16 protein-coding genes are annotated in these 21,476 nt (G+C 58.6%); all 16 read left to right on the top strand.

Going from position 1 to position 21,476, the window contains the following annotated elements; translation table 11 throughout:
• Positions 1–684: polysaccharide biosynthesis C-terminal domain-containing protein (locus VMN77_00420; GenBank protein ID HTN42241.1), on the top strand; the 684-nt coding region annotated here is incomplete at its 5' end.
• Positions 681–1,913, top strand: coding sequence for a glycosyltransferase family 4 protein (locus tag VMN77_00415; protein HTN42240.1), 1,233 nt, complete (start codon positions 681–683; stop codon positions 1,911–1,913). The genes VMN77_00420 and VMN77_00415, both read left to right, overlap by 4 nt.
• A complete protein-coding gene (locus VMN77_00410; GenBank protein ID HTN42239.1) occupies positions 1,910–3,094 on the top strand; it encodes a glycosyltransferase family 4 protein in 1,185 nt (394 codons plus the stop codon). Before VMN77_00415 ends, VMN77_00410 begins: the two co-directional genes overlap by 4 nt.
• Positions 3,087–4,220, top strand: coding sequence for a glycosyltransferase family 4 protein (locus VMN77_00405; GenBank protein HTN42238.1), 1,134 nt, complete (start codon positions 3,087–3,089; stop codon positions 4,218–4,220). The genes VMN77_00410 and VMN77_00405 overlap by 8 nt, the downstream gene beginning before the upstream one ends.
• A complete protein-coding gene (locus VMN77_00400; protein ID HTN42237.1) occupies positions 4,217–4,933 on the top strand; it encodes a methyltransferase domain-containing protein in 717 nt (238 codons plus the stop codon). The genes VMN77_00405 and VMN77_00400 overlap by 4 nt, the downstream gene beginning before the upstream one ends.
• A 142-nt stretch (positions 4,934–5,075) precedes the next feature.
• Positions 5,076–7,226 (top strand): bi-domain-containing oxidoreductase, encoded by a 2,151-nt coding sequence (locus VMN77_00395; GenBank protein HTN42236.1) that lies wholly within the window; start codon positions 5,076–5,078, stop codon positions 7,224–7,226.
• The gene (locus VMN77_00390) at positions 7,219–9,183 is read left to right on the top strand and encodes an alginate lyase family protein (GenBank protein ID HTN42235.1); all 1,965 of its coding nucleotides are present in this window, start codon (positions 7,219–7,221) and stop codon (positions 9,181–9,183) included. Before VMN77_00395 ends, VMN77_00390 begins: the two co-directional genes overlap by 8 nt.
• Positions 9,134–9,868: a WecB/TagA/CpsF family glycosyltransferase gene (locus VMN77_00385; protein HTN42234.1), complete on the top strand. Its 735-nt coding sequence runs from the start codon at positions 9,134–9,136 to the stop codon at positions 9,866–9,868. Before VMN77_00390 ends, VMN77_00385 begins: the two co-directional genes overlap by 50 nt.
• Positions 9,869–9,878: 10 nt before the next feature.
• On the top strand, positions 9,879–11,474 hold the full coding sequence (gene xrtD / locus VMN77_00380) for a VPLPA-CTERM-specific exosortase XrtD (GenBank protein ID HTN42233.1): 1,596 nt from the start codon (positions 9,879–9,881) through the stop codon (positions 11,472–11,474).
• A gap of 8 nt (positions 11,475–11,482) precedes the next feature.
• On the top strand, positions 11,483–13,114 hold the full coding sequence (locus VMN77_00375; GenBank protein HTN42232.1) for an MraY family glycosyltransferase: 1,632 nt from the start codon (positions 11,483–11,485) through the stop codon (positions 13,112–13,114).
• Between the two features lie 28 nt (positions 13,115–13,142).
• Entirely contained in the window at positions 13,143–15,542 is a 2,400-nt protein-coding gene (locus tag VMN77_00370) for a tetratricopeptide repeat protein (protein ID HTN42231.1), read from the top strand.
• Between the two features lie 22 nt (positions 15,543–15,564).
• Positions 15,565–16,146, top strand: coding sequence for a polysaccharide biosynthesis/export family protein (locus VMN77_00365; protein ID HTN42230.1), 582 nt, complete (start codon positions 15,565–15,567; stop codon positions 16,144–16,146).
• 62 nt (positions 16,147–16,208) lie between these two features.
• Positions 16,209–17,363 (top strand): hypothetical protein, encoded by a 1,155-nt coding sequence (locus tag VMN77_00360; protein ID HTN42229.1) that lies wholly within the window; start codon positions 16,209–16,211, stop codon positions 17,361–17,363.
• Between the two features lie 53 nt (positions 17,364–17,416).
• Complete coding sequence (locus VMN77_00355) at positions 17,417–19,162, top strand: Wzz/FepE/Etk N-terminal domain-containing protein (GenBank protein ID HTN42228.1); 1,746 nt, start codon at positions 17,417–17,419, stop codon at positions 19,160–19,162.
• A gap of 22 nt (positions 19,163–19,184) precedes the next feature.
• Positions 19,185–20,003 (top strand): CpsD/CapB family tyrosine-protein kinase, encoded by an 819-nt coding sequence (locus VMN77_00350; protein ID HTN42227.1) that lies wholly within the window; start codon positions 19,185–19,187, stop codon positions 20,001–20,003.
• A 10-nt stretch (positions 20,004–20,013) separates the two neighbouring features.
• Positions 20,014–21,426, top strand: a complete 1,413-nt coding sequence (locus VMN77_00345; GenBank protein ID HTN42226.1) for an AAA family ATPase — start codon at positions 20,014–20,016, stop codon at positions 21,424–21,426.
• Positions 21,427–21,476: the final 50 nt, after the last annotated feature.

Genomic DNA, 21,476 nt, shown 5'->3' with positions numbered 1-21,476 from the left:
CTGGTTCTGCAATCCTTCGAGTCGATTGCGAATCCTTTGTTGTCGGAAAGCATCGCCCGAAACGATCGGTCGCAACTCGAGAAACTGTACAAGATTCTTTTGCGGTGGGCCTTGACCCTTTCATTTCCGATTTTTCTCGTGGTCGCGCTTTTACCGAAAGAACTTCTTGCTCTATTCGGTGAGAACTTCGAAGGCGGCGCCCTGTGCCTGGTGATTCTGGCGATCGGGCAAATCGTGAACGCCGGAACGGGTTCCGCCAATAACATCCTCCTGCTGGCCGGTCACACCCGCTTGGTGATGTGGAACACGTTGTTTGCCGGGATTCTTCAAATCGCGTTGAACCTGGTTCTCATTCCCCGGTATGGAATCGTTGGCGCCGCCATCGCGGCGAGCGCCAGCCTTGTGCTGATCAACATCGTCAGGATCGTCCAAGGATTCCTCCTGCTCGGCGTTCAGCCCTATGAATGTATCGTCTGGAAGCCCGTCGCTGCAGGAATCGGAACGTCCGTGGTCGTCGTGTTGCTTAAGGAGGGGTTGCCGGTTCAAAACCCTTTCCTGTTGGTGTGCGCGGTTGCCGCGTCCTACTTCGCCTTTCTGGTCGCTCTGGGCCTGGGTGAGGAAGATATTGTGGTCCTTCGCGGGGTGAGACAGCGGATTCAACGGATGGTCGGGGTAGCGGGATGAAAGAAATACAATCGCAGCGTGCAATCGACAAGACGGTTTCGCCGGTCGGAACAACGGTCGCGATGGTGACCTACAACTGGCTGTCTTCAGGGGGCGGCGTGTCCAAGTATGTCTTCACTCTGACGAGCCGACTACAGAAACAGGAGGGTTTGCGGGTCACGGTTGTCGCGGCCGATCCTCGCGCAGCCGAAAGAGGCGTGGACGTCAGCGGCGAGGGAATCGGTCTGGCGTGGAACACGCTAAAGGCCCTCTGGAGGATTCGCCCCGACGTCATTCACTGTCACGGCCATATCTGGATGGGCGCGGCTTCGGCTTTTTACAAATGGTTGAGAGGCCATCGGTCTGTTTTGATATACACTATGCATACAAAGCTCGATTCGCCAGAAAAGGAATTGTCACGATTGTCCTCTGTCCCTCGCTTGGTGATGCGGGTCCGCTTGGCGATACGTCGGGCACTGCATGCTGTGATCATACGGCAGTGCGATACGGTGACCGCTGTTTCGAAGGCGATGGCCGATGATCTGATGGTGATTGAGCGGGTAAAACCTCGCACGACGATCGAGATCATACCGCCCGGGGTGGAAATCAGCGAACCGCATCTGAAAGAGGTTCAATCGTTTCGCGAACAGCATCAGTTGATCGGGAAGTTTCCGATTATCGTATCGATCGGAATCTTTCACCACGATTGGAAGGTCGAGGGACACAAACGTCTCATTTCCGCCTTGGTGATTCTCCGAAAGCAGTACCCCTGCATTCGGTTGATCATCGTCGGGGACGGTCGGCTTCGTGAGCGGGTCGAGCGCTACGTGGCGGAGGTAGGTGCGTGCGACGAAGTCATCTTCACCGGCTATCTGGATTCCCCGGGGCTGGCTCTGGCCGTTGCCGATGTGTACGGACATCTTGCGTTGAACGAAGCGTTTGGCATCGCGATCGTCGAAGCCATGTTGTACCGGAAGCCGGTCGTGGCGGCCAATGCGGGAGGGATTCCGGAGGTGATCGAGCATCAGAAGACGGGCGTCCTCGTCGACCCGAAACCCGATGCGGTGGCCGGCGCGATTCAGTGGGTGCTGGAGGACGCGCGCCGGGGCAAGAGGCTCGGGGAACGTGCCCGGCGAGTTGCCTTGACGTCCTACACGTGGGCGTCGGCGGCCGACCGCTTCGTGGCGTTGTACCGGGGAACCGCAGCGGTCGCGGAAGAGCCGGCCCGGCGCGTCGGGTCAGTCCGATGAAGCTCGTCGTGTTGACCACCATCATGACCCCCTACCTCTCGCCGCTGTTTGCCGAGCTCGACACGCGGGTGGACCGCTTCGTCGCGTTGCTGATGGCGGAGCGGTCGGAGGATCGACATTGGGACTTGGCGCCATCCGGATTTGCCTCTCGCGTCTTGCCCGGCCTGCATTTCAGACCCCCCGGTCGTTCCGTATCGATCCACGTCAACTACCGCGTGATCAGAACGCTGCGGACCCTCGATCCCGATGTGGTCGTCAGCGGAGGGTTTGCCCCCGCGAACATCGCGGCGCTGCTCTATTGCAAATTATTTCGCAAGGTATTCATCGGCTGGGGGGAACTCACGTTGCAGGGTGAGGCGGAATCGTCGCGTCTAAGGCGATTGATCCGTCGAGGGTTTGGGGCATGGTCCGACGGGGCGATCGCCTCATCCGGCGCGGCGAGGGAAGCCTTCCGGCAGTATGGCGTCTCCGAGGACCGCATTCTCACCACCGTGATGCCCGTCGATGTAGACCATTTTCACGCCGTGGCGAGCGCGTTCCGAAGCACGCAGGAATTCGAGATGCTTCGAAGACGGTACCGCAACCCGATCCTCATATCCGTGGGCCAGATCATCCCCCGTAAGGGATACCGGGAGCTGTTTGAAATCTATCGGCGCCTCCTCGAGGCGGGCCACAAACCCTCGTTGCTGATCTTCGGGGAGGGCCCGGACCGCCCGTACTACGAAAGGCTTGCGCGCGACCTGGGCTGGGATCACGTGCATTTCCATGGTTTCGTGTCCCCTGAGGAGTTGCCCAAGTGGTTTGCCCTCGGAGATGTCTTTATCTTCCACACTCTCTTTGACCCCTTTGGGGCTGTGCTCGGTGAAGCGATGGCCGCTGGATTGCCGGTGGTATCCTCGATCCACGCCGCGGCGACCCACGAATTGGTAGAGGACGGCGTGACGGGGTTTTGTATCGACCCCAGAGAGGCGGACGCATCGGCCGCCGTGATCATCAAGGTGCTGACCCTGAGCTTGGAAGAACGGCTCGCCATGGGCAACGCGGCTTACACAAAGGTCAGGCGTTACGACCCCAGGACGTCAGCGATCGCGATCGTTCAGTTCCTGACATCCGTCCTCAATGGCGTAGGCAGGCCCCTGCGCGAGGGGACCGAGAACAGCCCGCCGGTCCGTCATGATTGAGGAGCGAAATCGCCCCAACGTCTTGATCATCGGACCCACGCCTCCGCCTTACCACGGCGTGGCGGTTGCGATGCAGGTGTTATTGGGTTCCGCATTGCGCGAGCAGTATGCCCTGACGCATTTGGATATCTCGGACCGACGCGGAATCCGCCACGTCGATCAACCGGATCTCCACGACGTCGTGCTGTTCTGCCGCCAGTGGAGCAATTTCATGGTATTGCTCCTCTGGGAGCGGCCGAAGCTGGTCTACCTACCGCTTTCCCAGTCCACTGTGGGATTTCTGCGTGACAGTTTCTTTCTCTGGCCTGCCGCTCTGCTGCGCTGCCGGATTCTTATCCACCTTCACGGCAGCCACTTCAGGCAATGGTATGAGCGCCTGGGGAATCCATTAAAAGCCTACGTCCGATGGACCCTTCGAACGGTCACTCGAGCGATCGTCTTGGGGGAGTCGCTGCGTGGCGTCTTTAAGGGGTTGGTTCCCGCGGACCGAATCTCCGTGGTGCCCAATGGTATTGAAGGCGGGAATGATCATCCACGCGGCAAGCGGGATCCGGCGCGCCAACGGTATCGGCTGCTGCATCTGAGCACCCTCAGCCGCCAGAAAGGGGCACTGGTTGTGCTCGCCGCCATTCCACTGGTAATTCAAAAAAGACGGGACGTCGAATTTATTCTGGCCGGGGACTGGCTGCGCGAGGAGGACCGGATGGCGGCCGAATCCCTGATTCAACGGGAAGCGTTGGAGGGGTATGTCAAGTATACGGGCCCGGTGGCCGGTGATCGAAAAGAGCGGCTCTATCAGTCGGCCGATTTGTTTCTCTTTCCGGGAATTCAGCCCGAGGGCCAGCCGCTGGTATTGCTCGAAGCGATGGCAGCGGGATTGCCGGTGTTGTTCACCAACCAGGGATGTATCGGAGAAACTGTGATCCAACGAGAGAACGGTCTTCAAGTGGAGGTCGATGATCCGGCGGACCTGGCATCAAAAATTCTCTGGTGTCTGGATCATCCTGAAGAAATGCAGGCGATGGGCGTTCGAGGCCGCATCCGATATGAAGCCCACTACACCGACGAACAGTTCAAAAAACGGATGGCGGATGTCGTCTGGAAGACGCTGGCGGATGAACGATGAACACCCGTGACTCGGTGCGGGATTATTTCGATCGTGTAGCCGACCATTTTGCCGCGAATTATCGCAAGGAAGATGCGTTTGAAGAACGTCGACGTATCTGGCATTGCATGATAGAAGAAAACCTTTCCCGTCTCAAGGATGGAGGGCTTTGTTTCGACATGGGATGTGGAGACGGATCGCTGAGTCGTCCGGTGGTCGCTCTCGGGTATCAAACGATCGGCATTGATCAAAGCGAGAACATGCTAGCCCTGGCCCGGCGCCAGTGTGAGGGGAACGGGCCGGTCCCATCTTATATTCAGGCGTCTCTTCCCCTTCCCCAGGATCTTTTGGAGAAATATCGCGATACGGCCGGACTGATTCTCTGCTCGAGCCTCCTTGAATATCTTGATGATTATGAGCGAGCATTGATGCAGTTTCATGGAATTTTACGAAAAGGCGGCCGGTTGATCCTTTCCGTTCCAAACAAGGATGCTCTCTACCGGATGGGGGAACGAGTCCTTCGGTTCGTCCTCACGTCCCGAAATTCGTACCTGAAATATCAGAGGCACCAATTTCGTCCCGCCTCTCTCCGATCGACGATGGGGCGTCTTGGTTACACCCTGGTGCACGAGCAGTATTTCGCACTGCCGATACAGAGGTACAGTTCGAAATTATTTGGAAATTTCCGGGGTAGACGGCTGGCCACGCTGTATCTTCTGGTGGTTGAAAAATAACCTTTTAAATTTAAAAGAGTTAACAGAGATTTTACATGACCTTGATTAAGCCGTGATTGACAACATGTTAAACCTTTTCTACAAATGGCGTGTTGCAGCCGAAAGTCCGGTTTCCCGGGCACATCGTGATTGATAGGACCCTATGAAGCAGATCGTTCAAAATTACAGAACCGGCCTGTTGAAGGTCGATCAGCTTCCCGCTCCGGCGTTGCGTCCCGGAGGCGTTTTGGTGGCCAATCGTTTTTCTCTGATCAGCGCCGGAACGGAGAAATCCACCGTACAAATGGCGCAAAAAAGCTTGGTGGGAAAGGCCGTCGAGCGGCCGGAATTGGTTCGAAAGATGCTGAATCAAGTCCGGAAAAACGGCCTGGTCGAAACGGTGCGGATGGCCTTCGATCGGCTCGATTCTCCGGCCGCGCTCGGGTACAGCTGTGCCGGTGTTGTACTCGGGGTGGGGGAAAATCTGAACGGGTTTTCGGTGGGCGAGGGCGTGGCCTGCGCGGGACAGAATTATGCCTCGCATGCCGAGGTCGTTTACGTGCCCAAAAAACTCTGCGTTAAAATTCCGTCCGGAGTTGATTTTGAGGACGCCTCTTTTGTGGCCCTGGGTGCGATCGCGCTTCAGGGAATCCGCCAAGCTGAGCCATGTTTGGGTGATCGGGTGGCGGTGATCGGTCTTGGGCTTTTAGGTCAGATCACCGTCCAGATGTTAAAAGCTTCGGGTTGTCTCGTGCTGGCTTCGGATCCGGATTGGAAGAAACTTGAGATGGCCAAGACATTCGGTGCGGACGCAGTGGCGGTTCCCGAAGAGTTGGACGAAGCCGCGGCCGCTTTTTCATGCGGATATGGCGTCGATATCGTGCTGATCACGGCCGCCACGAAGGAGAACGGTCCGATCGAGGTCGCCGGAGAGATTTCTCGAAAGAAAGGCCGCGTGGTGGTGGTGGGGGCGGTCGGGATGTCTATTCCGCGTGAGCCTTACTACCGGAAGGAGCTGGAATTGCGCTTCTCAACTTCGTACGGACCGGGGCGCTACGATGATCGCTACGAAGAAAAGGGTCACGACTATCCCTACGGCTATGTTCGGTGGACCGAAAACCGGAACATGGAGGCCTTTTTATCGCTGCTTCAGCAAGGGAGACTCCGTGTCAAGGACCTGGTGACGCACCGCTATCCGATTGATGAAGCCGGGCGGGCTTATGAACTGATGATGGAAAATCAGGAGCCTTATCTTGGAATCTTAATCTCCTACCCTCCGGATACGCCGTTGACGAGCAACCGCGTCATTGAAGCAAGTCCGTCGCTGCCCTTAGAAAAGCTCAACTTGGGGATCATCGGCGCGGGCCGCCACGTAAGGGATCGACTGCTCCCGGAACTTCTCAAGATGAAAGAGCTCCGGCTACGCGGGATCTGTACGGCCTCCGGAATCCATGCCAAGGCCCTGGCCGAGAAGACGAAAGCGGCTTACAGCACCACCGATTACTACGAAGTGTTGAAAGATCCTTCGGTGAACGCGGTCCTGATCGGGACGCGTCATGATCTCCATGGGACGTTGGTGGTCGAGGCGCTCGAAGCAGGAAAGCATGTTTTCGTCGAAAAGCCCCTCTGCCTTACGGAAGAAGAGCTGGACAGAATCGGTTCCATTTATGAAGTGAAGGCTTCTATGGGTTTGCATCTGGCGGTGGGATTTAACCGACGCTTCTCTCCCCACGCGGATCGGGCCAGGGAATTCTTTAAGGATCGCAAAAATCCCTTGGTGATGGTGTATCGGGTGAATGCCGGTTTCCTCCCCGCGGAGCACTGGGCCCAGGATCCTGATATCGGGGGCGGCCGCATTGTGGGTGAAGCCTGTCATTTTGTGGACTATATGCAATCCTTGTGCGGTGCCCCCCCTGTCTCCGTTCACGCACGAAGAATCGGCCGTCACGACTCTGGAACAACGGATGACCAGTCTATTCTTTCCTTCACGTTTGAAGATGGATCGATAGGCACCGTTGTATATACCGCAGGGGGAAATACATTGCTGGCCAAGGAACGCTTTGAGGTCTTCGGCGGTGGGAAGTCTCTCGTCATGGACGACTTTATGCGTTCGGATTTCTACGCTGACGGAAAAAAGACGAGCTTTAAATCGGGCGGGCAGGACAAAGGATTCCATGCTGAAATGATCCGGTGGGTCCAGAGCGTGGTTCGGGGCGAAGCTCCCGTGATGTCCTTCGGTCAGATCCAGGCGGTCACGCGCGCCTGTTTCCTGGCCGTGAGAAGTCTTCGGACGGGGCAGGTCTACGATGTTTAAGAGCGATGCGATGCCTTCGGGGGAAGATTTCCGGTGGTACGTCAAGCGGCTTAAGGTGATGAGCCCGTTCGAGATCGTGTCCCGGATCGCCGAGCAGTGTTCACTGAAGGCGATGGAGGTGAAATACAAGATGCGGCCGGCACACGCGCATCCCTTTCGTTACGACATTCATCGCTTCGGTTTCTGCACCGGATCCGAGCCCAGACTTCCGGAGCTTCCCTGGTCGTTTCCACAGGATGATTCTACAATCCAGGATCTTCTGGCCGGATCGTGCAAGGCGCTGGGTTATCCATGGACCTGGAGGCCGGATCCGTCGGTCTGGCACGAAGCGCCGGACACGGGAAAACGGTGGCCTCAGATTTTTTTCGGTTCCATCCCCTACCGAAACGGAAACCCATACGGGGATGTTCGCGTGGCCTGGGAGCCTTCCCGACTGCAGCAGTTGGTTTTGTTGGGCCTGTTGGCCGGGAAGAACGATGGAGCGCTTGGGGAACGGGCCGCTGTTCGGTTAGAAGAACAACTCCTGTCCTGGGTTGAGGCGAATCCGACACAGCAAGGCATTCATTACATCTCCGCCATGGAATGTGCCCTCCGGATCCTGGCTGTTTGTTATGCGGTGGACCTTGCGCGAAAAAAACTGGCCGGGTCATCGCGAATCTGGAAGGCCGTGTTGGTTCTGGTCAACGGCCATGCCGATTTTATCAATCGTCGGCTCTCTCTGTATTCTTCAGCGGGCAACCACACCATTGCGGAGTCCGCCGGACTGGTTTACGCGGGAACGCTCTTCCCGGAGTTGGACGGAGCGGAGGGTTGGAAAAACCTGGGACTGGCACAGTTGGACCGGGAAGCGAGCCGGCAGATCGCGTTGGACGGGGGCGGATCGGAACAGGCCTTTGGGTATCTCCAGTTTATTGTCGATCTATACGGCCTGGTGGTTGCGTTGATGGATCATCACCACGACCCTGTCCCGCCCGCCGTCCGATACGCCCACACCCGGGGGAGGCAATTTTTAAACGCGTTCGGGAATTCTCCGGAAGAATGTCCTTCCATCGGGGATTCCGACACCGGTTACGCCCTTTCTCCGTTTCTCCGTCTGTCCCGGGATGATTCCCCGGCCCGTCAAGCCCTCTTGACCTTCGAGGATTCCGGGTATTCGATGATCCGGGACGGAAACAACGGGGAGATCACGCTCATTTTTGATCACGGTCCTTTGGGGATGGCGCCTTCCTACGGGCACGGCCATGCCGATGCGCTATCCGTCTTCTTTCGGGCGGGGAGGGAAGAAATCCTGATCGATTCCGGTACCTACACCTATGCCGGGGATCCGCGCTGGAGGTCGTATTTTCGGGGCACGCCGGCCCACAATACCGTAACGGTAGATGGGTCGGATCAGGCGGTTCAGGAAACGCCGTTCATGTGGTCTCGCCCTTTTCAGACTCGAATCATCCGTCGCGAGGAAGCCTGGGACGGGGAAATTCGTCTCTTGGCCTATCACGACGGCTACACACGATTGAAGCCGGGGGTTGAACATTGGCGTGCGGTGATCTATCGTCCGCCGGGCCTGTGGCTGATCTTCGACCGTCTGGCCGGTGAAGGCCTTCACACACTGGACCTCCACTGGCATTGCGGGGTTTCGCCCGTCCGGAACGGCGAGGCGTTTCTTTTACGCGCCCGCGATCGGGACTTTAATCTCGTCGTCCAGGGCGGGGAGCTTTCCCTTCATTCCGGGGAGGAGAGTCCGATCCTGGGGTGGAGGTCGCGTCGATACGGATTCAAAGAACCGGTCACGATGCTTCGGGCGCGATACCACGGAAAGCTTCCCCACCGATTCGTGACGCAGATCCGGACCGGCGATGGGGCGACGAAGATATCGGATACGGAATGTTCCGGGATCCAGGGGTGGATGGATGAGGCCCAAGCGAATCGAGCTGCTCGGTGTGCCGCTGGACTGTGTTGACCTCCCGCTGGCCTTGAGCGCCGTTGAAGAGATGATGCGGGACGATCGGCCCGGCATGGTGATCGCGGTGAACCCCGAAAAGGTGATCAAGGCGATCAAGAGTCCGGTGCTCTTGGACCCGCTTCGGGAGGCCCGCCTGTTGATTCCGGACGGGATCGGCGTCGTGATGGCGGCCCGCCTCCTGGGGTTGGGGAGGATGAAAAGGGTCCCGGGGTCGGAGCTGATGCCGGCCATCTGTGAGCGGGCCGCGCGGAAAGGATATCGGGTCTTTCTTTTCGGGGGCGGTCCGGAGGTGAATCGCGATACGATGGATGCCCTGCGGCGGCGTTTCCCGGGCATTCAAATCGTGGGGGGGCAACACGGTTATCTCAAAGAGGAAGAGATGCCCGGCCTGATCGACCGCATCAATGCCTCGAAAGCGGAGGTGCTTTTTGTCGCATTGGGTAGTCCGAAGCAGGAGATTTGGATGAAGCGGTATCTCCCGCGGCTGAACATCAAGGTTTGCCAAGGCGTGGGTGGGACATTCGATGTGCTCGCCGGACGGGTGAAGCGCGCTCCGGCGGTCATCCGGAAGGTCCACCTCGAATGGCTTTATCGCCTCCTCTCCGAACCGAGGCGTCTGGTCCGGCAGACCGCGCTGCCCCGATTCGCCGTGCGGGTGTTGCGGCAATTCGTGATCGGCTGAAGACGGATCGATGGAATTCGAATCGATGGGCGTTATGGAAATCCTGTACAAACGTTGGTTCTGGCAGATGGCGGTTCTTCCCGTCCTGCTCTTGGCGATCATCTATTACCCGGGAATGGCCTACATGGTAAAGTCATGGTACACGGATGAGAATTACGGCTACGGCTTCTTTGTCCCGTTGATCTCTCTCTATCTGATTTGGCAACGGCGCGAGAGGCTGAAGGCGATCGACCGGGGCGGAACCTGGTGGGGTTTCCCGGTCGTGTCGGTCGGTTTGGGACTTTATTTCATCGGAGAGCTTTCCACCCTGTATGTCCTGATTCACCTTTCGCTCCTTGTGGTCGTGACCGGCCTGTTGCTCTCGGTCATCGGGACACGCGGCCTGAGGGAGATCGCCTTTCCCGTTTTCTTTCTTCTCACCATGATTCCCCTTCCCGATTTTCTGTATCAGGGATTTTCGGCCAGGATGCAACTGATTTCCTCCGAACTCGGCGTCGGCTTCTTGAAGCTGGTCGGGGTGACGGCCTTTCGGGAAGGGAACGTGATCGACCTCGGGCCGATTCAACTTCAGGTGGCGGAGGCCTGCAGCGGATTACGATACCTCTTTCCCTTATCGACACTGGCGTTGATCTGCGCTTATCTTTACCGGGAGGACCTTTGGAAGCGGGCGGCCCTTTTTCTGTCGAGTTTTCCGATCGCGATTTTTCTCAACGGGTTTCGAATCGGCGTGACCGGATTCCTGGTCGACCGCTACGGCCGGGTGACCGCGGAGGGATTTTTCCACGCTTTTTCGGGATGGCTGTTGTTCGTCTGTAGCCTCCTGATGCTGGTCGGCGAAATGTGGGTCCTCGGGCGGATCGGCGCACGGGGGAGACGGCGGTCCTTGTCGGAAATGTTCGGTCCCGCCCCGGCCGCGACAGCGGATGAGGGGGAGGGCTCGGGGGTCCGGAAATCGGGATCGGTTTTGTCCCCTCCGGCCTATTTCGTTTCCCTGGCCCTTTTCGTTCCGGTGATCATCGCCTCGACCCATGTCGTCTCGGGTGAGGAAATCCCGCCGGCCCGGCCGACGTTTGCCGAGTTTCCGATGAATGTGGGGGCTTGGACGGGGAGGAGTTTTCCGATGGAGGAGGAGTACGTGAAAACGCTCCAGTTCGACGACTACCTCCTGGCGGACTATCGCGGCCCGGGCGATTCCCCGATCAACTTCTATGTCGCTTACTACCAGTCCCAGAGGAAGGGTCAGTCGGCCCACTCCCCCCGAACCTGTATTCCGGGCGGGGGGTGGGAGATTACCTCCCTGGAAGAGAAAAAGATTGGTCCGGAGGCCGGGTTTCCTCTGACGGTGAACCGGGCCGTGATTCAGAAAGGAACCGACGAACGGGTCGTCTATTACTGGTTTCAGCAGCGGGGAAGGATCTTAACCAACGAGTATCTGGTCAAGTTTTATCTTTTCTGGGATGCCTTGACCAAAAACCGAACCGACGGGGCCCTGGTCCGCCTGACGGCCCCCGTGCCCAAGGGGAAAAGCGCCGCCGACGTCGACCGCCGACTCGTCGAATTCGCGGGCGAGGTCCGTCCCATTTTGGCGCGTTTCATACCGCATTAAATATGGATATGACCCTCTTTTACGCGTTTGTATGTTCCTTGCTGATCTGCATCGCGCTGATCCCTCCGTTGATGCGATGGGCGGGACCTCTTCGTCTCCTGGACATGCCCGGCGAGCGGAAAATGCACGCCGTCCCGGTCGTCCGGGTGGGAGGAATCGCGATGGCCGCCGGGGCGTTGGCGTCGATCCTGTTATTTGCGCCGATGGACCGGGAGGTTTCATCCTATCTGATCGGCGCGGGAATCATTCTGTTTTTCGGGGTGTGGGACGACCGCTCGAGCCTCGACTTCAAGTCGAAATTTATGGCGCAAGTGTTGGCGATTCTGATCGTGACGGGGTACGGAGGGATCCGTTTGAAGAGCCTGCCCTTCCTCGACGGGACGGATTGGGGTCCATGGTTGGCGACCCCGGTGACCCTTCTGGTCCTGCTCGGAATCACGAACGCCGTCAACCTGTCGGACGGACTGGACGGACTGGCCGGCGGGCTTTGTTTGCTCAGCTTCGCCGGGCTGGCCTACCTGGCCACACTGTCGGGAGACCCTATTGTGATGATCCTGTCGTTCTCGGTGCTGGGGGGTGTTTTCGGATTTTTGCGTTTTAACACCTATCCGGCGAAGGTTTTCATGGGGGACAGCGGGAGTCAATTTCTCGGGTATTCCGCGGCCGTTTCGGCCGTGATCCTGAGCGATCCCGCTCGATCGCCTTTCAGTCCGATCCTGGCCCTTCTCGTGATCGGCCTGCCGGTGCTGGATACGCTCATGGTGATGGGCCAGCGCCTCCGGGAGCGCCGGTCCCCTTTTCTCGCGGATAAAAATCATATCCACCACAAGCTCTTATCGGTCGGTTTTTTCCATCACGAAGCCGTCGTGATTATTTATCTCATTCAGGCCGCGATGATCGGCCTGGCCTATCTGATGCGCTGGCATGAGGATGGGGAGCTGTTGGCCGTGTACACCTTGTTCGCGGGGGCGGTTCTTATCTTTTCCGTTCTGGTCGCGGGGGGCCGATTGCGATGGCGACGGGCCGACCGCGGCCGATCGCTCTCGGCGGTTCTGATGCGACGGATCAAGGAATCGGGGCGTCTTTCGGAGATTCCATTCTGGATTTTGGGAATGGGGATGCTGCTGTTTTTGGGGTTGGGCGCCTTCGTTCCCTATCAGATCCCGGCCGATTTCGGGATTTTCGCGGTCTTGCTGTTCGGCATTCTGCTCGGCGGCTTCGTGATCTTTCGTCGGGCGATCCCGCTTCTGGTCCGTCTGGGCTTGTACGTAGTGGGTGCATTTCTAATTTACCTGAGCGAGGGGGGATTCCGGGACGCCGGAGGGCCCATCCATTTGATGTTGAACCTGTTCTTCGTCCTGATGGCGGTGGTGGTTCTGATCGCCATCCAACTGAACCGGGATAATTCCTTCCGGGTCACCCCCCTCGATTTTCTCGTCTTGCTGGTTGCGATGATTGTCCCGAGCCTTTCGGAGATCCGCCTGGGAGAAATACCGCTGGGCCTGCTCGTGTTGAAATTGATCGTGCTGTTTTTCGCCTACGAGCTGATTCTCGTCAGGCTTTCGAACCGGTGGGTCCCGTTGGGGATGGTGGTGCTTTGGGCCTTGATGATTCTTGGGGTCCGGGCTTGGGCGGCCTGAGGGTCTATCGGAAAACGAGGAGGCGGCTATGGAACGGATGAAAATCTGGATGGTGATCCCGTTGATGATCCTGACGGGTGTCATCGGGTGCAGCAGCCCGCAGGACCGAAAAGCCGAATACACGGAGCGGGCGAGGCAGTACATGCAGGAAGGGAACTGGCCGAAGGCCCGCGTGGCGCTGCGCAACGTCTTAAAGATCGATCCCAAAGATCCCGAGGCCTATTTCATGTACGCCCAGGTGGAGGAAAAGGAAAAGAACTGGCAGGAGGCCTTTGGCCACTACTTGAGGGTCGTCGAAATCAATCCGGATTACCGGGAGGCCTTGATCCAACTGGGCCGGTATTATCTGGATGCCGGAATGTCCGACAAGGTCGCGGAGATGGCGGACAGGGTTTTGAGTCAACATCCCGGCGATGCCCAGGCCGAGATTCTGAAAGCCGCCCTCCTGGTCCGGGACGGTCGAGTCCGGGAGGCGATCCAAAAGGCCGAAGGGGTGATGCGGCTTCATCCCCAGGAGCCGGACGCGGCCAGCCTGCTGGCGGCGCTCTACGTACGCGAACAGCGGCCGGGCGATGCCGAAAAAGTTTTGAGAGAGGCGGTTGGAGCGAATCCCGACAACATCGTACTGCTCAGCAACCTTGGAAACCTCCTGGTTCGCCTGGAGAAAAAGGAGGAGGCGGAGCCGCTCTTTCAAAAAATGGTCCAGGTGGAACCGCATGTCTTTGATCATCGATTAAGACTGGCCGGGTTCTACGAGCATTACCACGAGTTGGACAAGGCCGAAACGACACTCAGGGAAGCGATCCAACAGGAACCCGACAACGATCGGGGATGGCTGGGTCTCGCCGAGTTTGTGACCGCCCACAAAGGGATCCGGGAGGGGGAGGCGGTTTTGTTGGAAGCCGTTAAGAAATCGGACAATGCCGCCCAGTTTCAGTTCGCCTTGGGGCAACTCTACCAGAAGGCCAAGAAAACGGAGGAGGCCCGGAGAGTATACGAGAAGATCGTGAACGAGGAAGAGGACCGCCCCCAGGGTTTGAACGCCCGGGTGAAATTGGCCGAGATGGATTTCGCCGAAGGGAATCGGGAATCGGCCGAGAAGCGCCTGCAGGAAGTCTTGAAGAAAAATCCCCGCTCCTCGGACGCACTGCTCGTCCAGGGCAAGATCTCGCTGCTCGATGGAGAAGGCCAGGATGCCGTCGGGGCCTTCCGGTCCGTGCTCAAGGATCAGCCCGAAAGGGCGGACGTCCATTCCCTTTTGGGCCAGGCCTATCTGGCGACGGGTGAGGGCCCCCTGGCCCGCGAGAGTCTGGAGAAGGCCGTGGCGCTGGACCCTCGACAGTTCGATGCCCGTCGGGTTCTCGCCCGGTTGGACGCCGCGGATGGAAAACCGGAGGCCGCCCGCGGCCGCCTGGAAGCGATCCTGAGGGAAACGCCGAACGATGTTGAGACCTTGGGCGCCCTGTTGACGCTTAATATGGCGGATCGGGATTGGCGCGGGGCCGAGGCGGCGCTCACCCGTGTTCAGGCGGCCGGCGCCGATCCGGTCGTGGCGGACATGGCGGAGGGAAGCCTCGGTCAAGCCCGCAGGCAATGGGAGAGGGCGACCCGGGCCTATGATCGCGCGATGGACCTTCGGCCGGATGCCCCCGCTCCTCTGTTTGGGCTGATGCAGGTGGAGCTGGCGCAGGGAAAAAAAGAAGAAGCGAGCGGTCGGCTTCGAAAGCTCATCTCCGCTCGCCCCGAACACCCTTACGCCCATGGAATGCTGGGCGAGGTCCTGGTGGTGCAGGGGGATCGGGCCGGGGCGGAACACGAGTTTTTGGAAGCGATCCGACTCAAGCCGGATTGGGTCACCCCTTGGATCGATCTGTCCAATTTGAAGCTCCTGCAGGAAAAGCCATCCGATGCAGCGGCGGTGTTGGAAAAAGGGCTTCGGGCGAACCCGAAATCCGAAGAGCTCCAGGTGCTTTTGGCGGCGGCTCAAACGCAGATCGGACAAACCGATCAGGCGATCCAGCTCTACGAAAAAGTCCTGGATAAAAACCCCAATGTCCTGTTGGCCGCCAACAACCTGGCCTCCTTGTTGACGGAACACAGGGGAGATCCACAGAGCCTGGAACGCGCGCTCGCCTTGAGCCGGGATTTCGAAAAGACGGCCCCCAATCCCTTGTTCCTGGACACACTGGGATGGGTCTACGTGAAAATGGGCCGGTTTGAGGACGGGGTGCGGGTGTTCCAGAAGATCGAATCGAAGGTGCCCGACCGTCCGATCCTGTATTACCATCTCGGGATGGCCTATTACAAGGTGGGAAATGAAATCAAAGCCAGGCGTTACCTGGGGCGGGCGGTTCAGGCCTCCAAGCCTTTCCCCGGCATCGAGGATGCCCGGGCCGCGCTGGCTCAGATCGCTCAGGTCAAAGGATGATGGAAGGGAAGGAGACCGTCGCGTGAAAGGGTTTGAGACCGCATGGGCCATTGTGGCATCGGCGGCGTTGTGCCTTCTGCCGGTTCCGGTCGGTGCGATAACGGATGGAACACCCACGGATCTCGGATACCGCCTGGGACCGGAGGACGTTTTGCAGATCTCGGTTTGGAAGGACGATAGCCTGACCCGCGAGGTGCTGGTCCGTCCGGACGGAATGATTTCATTCCCGCTGATCGGGGAGGTCCAGGCCGAGGGGAGAACCGCCGAGGAACTCCGAAAGGATATCCGGCAGCGCCTATCGCCGTTCATCCCCGAACCGACCGTATCGGTCGCGGTGACGAAAGTGAACAGCTATAAGATTTACGTGATCGGGAAAGTGAACCGTCCGGGCGAATATCTCGTCGGCCATTACTCCAACGTCATGCAGGCGCTGAGCCTCGCCGGCGGGATGACGCCGTACGCCTCCGAAAACGGGATCAAGGTGCTGCGTTGGGAGCAGGGCAACCAACGGACCTATCCGTTTCGCTACGGCGATGTGAAAAAGGGGAACCACCTGGAACAGAACATCCTCCTTCAACGGGGGGACGTGATCGTGGTTCCATGAAGAACTCGGGGCGAAGATCGGACAGAACAACGGCCGGTTTCTGATTCATCATGGGGCCGTTCTTGAGAAGAACCGGGGCATGGACCGTCGGAATTTTACTGGTCCTTTCCCAAGGGGCGGCCGCAACCGAATGGTCGCTGGAACCCTCGATGAGCGTGAAGGGCCAATACGAGGATAACCCGACCTTCGTCGCTGAACATCATCCGGCGGCCGGGGTCACCTTTTCCCCCGATTTGAAGTTCGAAGCGCGGGCGGAACGATTGGACCTTCAGGGGAGTCTCCTGGTGAATATCATCCGCTATCCGACGGAGCAGACCCTGAACCGAACGGATCAGTACTACACCGTCTCGGGGCTTTATACCCTGGAGCGGGACAGCTTGGGATTGGACACTTTATACACGCAGGATCAGACCTTGACGAGCGAATTGAATCAGACCGGGAAACCCCTGGTTTGGGCGCGACGGGATTACCTCAAACTGGAACCCAAATGGACCCATACGCTGAGCGAAAAGGCCGTCCTCCAGGCCGACTATACCTTTTCCGCCGCGCACTATTTCGATCCGACCCTCATCAACTACCAGGACCAGCAGGGGACGGTCCAGATGAGATACAAGCTCTCCGAGCGGGATCAATCCACCTTGGGCGCTTATTATTCTTCCTACCGGGCGCTGACGGTGGTCTCCCGGTCGTTCGAATACGGCGCCCGGATCGGTCTGGCGCACGATTTTTCCGAAACGTTTCACGCGGACGCGAGCGCGGGAACGCGCAACACGACTTCGAAAATTCAGACGGCCCTTTACGAATTTCATGATCGAGGGCAGGGTTGGGTCGGGGACCTGAAAATGGAGAAGGCGTTTGAAACCGTCCTGGTCCGAGGCGGACTCACACGGGAAACCGAACCGAGCGGTTCCGGGTACGTCATCCTGGTCAATCATCCTTATTTATTCCTTCAAAAAACGATGACGACGACCCTGTCCGCCTCGTTGATTTTCGACCTCTTCCTCGATCATCCGGTGGCGACGGGGGGAAAGATTCCCGACAGCCGGTTCGTTCGTGTCGAACAGCATTGGGACTGGAAATGGAACGAACGCTGGTCGCTGGGGGCCTCCTATCTTTATCAGGAACAGCGCCAATACCATACCCCCGTTCGGCCGTTCTCCAACACCGTCTATTTGATCACGACCTATACCGGCTCGAAAATGGCGATGTCGCGGTGAAGAGGCGATGGTAAAACGCTCAGGCGAAAATCCGATTCAAGGGGCCGGCTTCGATGGATGACGGGAAAAAAGACTTCAGGGAATATCTGGATCTCATTCGGAGGAGGAAGGTTCAGATTTTATTGCCCGCGGCCGGGCTCTTTATCGCCGGAATCCTGGTGTCCTTCCTCCTGCCGCCGTCCTATCGTTCGACGGCCACCATTTTGATCGAGGAGCAGGAAGTGCCTCCGGATCTGGTGCGGTCCACCGTCACCAGCTATGCCGATCAGCGAATCGAAACGATCAAGCACCAGGTCATGACCCGCTCAAACCTTTGGAAAATCGTCGAGCAATACGGGCTTTACGCCGGCGAGCGGCGCCGCGAAACCACGGAAGAAGTCCTGGTGCGCTTCGTGAACGACATCAAGCTCGAGGTAATCAGCGCGGAGGTCGTGGATCACCGCACCGGCCAGCCGACGCACGCCACCATCGCCTTCACCCTGGCGTACGACGGGGAAACTCCGGAACGGGCCCAGAAAGTCGCCAACGAGCTGACCAGTCTTTTCCTGTCGGAGAATCTTAGAACCCGCGAACGTAACGCCCAGGAGACCACGGTGTTCCTCAAAAGCCAGGCCCAACGACTTTCCGGCCATATCCGGGATCTGGAAAAAAAGATTTCGGCGTTCAAGGAGCACGCCAAGGGGGCCCTGCCCGAACTGACCCAGTTGAACATGCAGTTGTTAAACCAGGTCGACCAGGAGCTGATCGGCGTGGACCAACAGGTCCGCGCCCTGGAGGAAAAAAAAATCTCTCTCGAAGGCCAATTGGCGACGCTGAAGCCCAACACGCCGATCATCACCACCTCCGGGGAGCGGATCCTGGACCAGGAGGAGCGGCTCAAGGCCCTCCGGGCCCAGTACGCGAGCAGCGCGTCCTACTTGTCGGCGCAGCATCCCGATGTGATCAAGATGAAGCGGGAGATCGACGCGCTTGAGAAGGATGTCGGGGAGGCGGACGACACGGATGAACTTTCGAAACAGCTCACCGCCGCCCGGGCGAACCTGGACGGCCTTTTGGAGCGGTATGGGGAAGACCATCCCGATGTCATCCGGACCCGGAAGGTCATCGCATCCCTTGAACACGCGATCGCCCGGGCCCGGCCGGGTGCGGGAGAACCCGCGCCGGTCAAGCCGGAAAATCCGGCGTATATTATGACCCAATCGCAGCTCGCGTCGGCCCGCAACGATTTAAAGGCGATGAAGGCCACGCGGGCCGAAATGAAAGCCCGCGCCGACGAACTCGCCCTTCGGCTGGAAAAAACCCCGATGATCGAGCAGGAATACCTGGACTTGACTCGCGACCGGGATAATTCCGCTGAGAAATATAGGGAAATCCGGTCCAAACTGGTGGAGGCCCAGGTTTCCGAGGTTTTGGAAGCCCAGCGCAAAGGGGAGCGCTTTTCCCTGATCGATCCCCCGGCCCTTCCCGAAAAACCGGAAAAGCCGAAACGGGGCATCCTCGTTTTTCTCAGCCTCGTTCTGGCCGCCGCCGGCGGCATCGGCTCCGGGGCGGCGGCGGAAAATTTGGACCATTCCGTCCATACCGCACGGGCCCTCGGCCTGCTCAGCCAGGCGCCTCCCCTGGCGGTGATCCCCTACATGCCCAACGAGGAAGACCGGAAGCGGTCCGTCCGGATGAAAAGGAGACTCATCGGGGGCGGCGTCGGTCTCCTCATCGTCTCTTTGATGGCGGTCCACTTCCTGTGGCTTCCGCTCGATGTCATTTGGTTCATGATTCTGAGAAAAATCGGCTTGGGGTGAAGGCCAATGAAAGGGACGAACCATGGATAGGCTCCGGATCGCACTCGATCGGGCGAAAGGGAATCGGGAACCCCAGGAGATCCCGACCCTTTCCCGCCGCCCGGATTCGCGCGGAGGTCCGCCCGGAAGCATCATTTATAAACAGACCCGTTCGGTGGAAGCGCCGCTTTCCCACATGCGGGAACATCGGATCATTGCGGCCTTTGAGGAAAATGAGTTTGGCCACGCATATAAAATCCTCCGGACGCAGGTCCTTCACCGCATGCGGGAAAACGGGTGGAACCTGCTCGGGGTGACGAGCCCCGGCGAAAAGGAAGGGAAGACCGTCACCGCCGTAAACCTGGCGATCAGCCTGGCGATGGAGGAGGGTCAGACGGTTCTCCTGGTCGACGCGGATTTGCCGAACCCGGGGGTCCATCGTGTCCTTGGAATCGGGACGAACCCGGGGCTGGCCGAATACCTGACGGAGGATCGATCCCTCGGTTCCCTTCTGGTCCACCCGGGCCTGGGACGTCTGGTCCTGCTTCCGGGGGGACGACCCTTGGGACGTTCCGCGGAACGGCTCACGTCGCCGAAGATGGTCGCCATGACCGAGGAGATGAAGCACCGTTATCCGGCCCGGATGGTGCTCTTCGATCTCCCCCCGCTATTTTATTCGGCCGATGTCCTGGCTTTTTCCCCCCATCTGGACGCCCTGCTGCTGGTGGTGGAAGCGGGACGGACCAAACGGGAAGAGATCGAGAAGGCCCTCCAGGTCCTCCGGGCGGTTCCTCTCGTCGGGGTGGTACTGAACAAAGAACGGGGAAAAGGAACGGCGCCGCAAACCAAGCCATCCAGTTAGGGGAAAGTCGATGTATGAATCGTATTACGGTTTCCGTGAAAAACCGTTTTCTCTGCTTCCGGATCCGGATTTTTTTTACAAGAGCTCCATACACGCTGCGGCATTGAACGTACTCGCATACGGTCTGTTCAATCGATCCGGATTCGTGGTCATCACCGGTGAGATCGGAACGGGCAAAAGCCTTCTGTTGCGAAAAATGATCGTGGAAGCCGGGCGGGAACTCACGGTCGGAATGATCTCCAATACCCACGCGCAGGTCCAGAGTTTGATGCCATGGATACCGCCGGTTTTCAAACTGCGTTCCAAGAGCCAGGATCCGGTGGTCGCCTACCGCCACTTCTCGGATTTCCTGGAGCGGGAGCAGGCCGAAAAGCGCCGGGTGGTGTTGGCGGTGGACGAGGCGCAGAATCTTACTCCGGCGATGCTGGAGGAACTGAGGCTCCTGTCGAACCTGAACTCCGGAAAAGATCCGGTTCTTCAAATCGTGCTCTCCGGCCAGCCCGGTCTGAGGGATCTCTTACGTCGGCCCGACATGGTCCAGTTCGCCCAGCGGATTGACGCGGAGTATCACCTGGAACCGATGAATGCGGAGGAAACGACCCAGTATATCCGGCACCGCCTCAAAACGGCCGGGGGGGAGTTCCCTCTTTTCGAGGATGCGGTCTTTCCCCTGATTTATCGTCTTACGGGCGGCATTCCCCGGTTGATCAATCAGGTCTGCGAACGATCTCTCGTTTACGGATTCGCCGAATCGGCCCGGAACATTTCGGCCAGGGTGGTCGCGGAGGCGGCTTCGGACCGGGTCGCGGGGGGGATCGTTCCCTTTGACGAGAACGTCGATCTGACTCCATACCTTCGGGAAAGGGAAACGAAAATAGGAGTCCATGGCGCCAACGGCAACGGGTCCCACCGGGAGGAACGGCATCGTCCGGCCGGGGGATCGGGAGAGGTCCCGGATTCGGCTTACCGGAAAGGGATGGAATTGCGACAGGACGGGCAATACGATGAAGCGATCCGATTCTTCGAAAAAGCGGCTCAGGCTCCGGGGTATTGGCTGAAGGCTCATTTCCAGGCCGGCCTCTGCCACCGGGACGCGGGCCGGATCGAAGAGGGGCTGCGTTCTTTCCGGACCGCCTTGTCGGACCATTCCGCTCCGGATCGGGAGACGGTCCGGGTTCGTTATGAAACGGCGCTGGCTCTGGAAATCCGGGGAAAATTTCGGGAAGCCGCGGATGTCTACCGAAGGATCCAACTCATGGATCCCGGACATGGCGATGTCGATGACCGCCTAAAACGGATCACCGCTTCCTTCGCGCTCCGCCGACCCTGGATCGGCCGGATCCGCGGACGCTTGATTCGATTGGGGCCGCTCCGGCTCGTGCGATCCTTCAAGCGAGTTTACAGGAATTTAATCGATTCTTGAGGTTCAGATAACCTGAGAAGAACAAGATCCAACGATTGATCATTTCCAAA

The sequence above is a fragment of the Nitrospiria bacterium genome (genome assembly GCA_035498035.1).
Lineage (GTDB): Bacteria > Nitrospirota > Nitrospiria > JACQBZ01 > JACQBZ01 > JACQBZ01.
The sequence above is the reverse complement of the archived record's forward strand: the minus strand, read 5'-3'. Positions and strand labels throughout refer to the sequence as shown.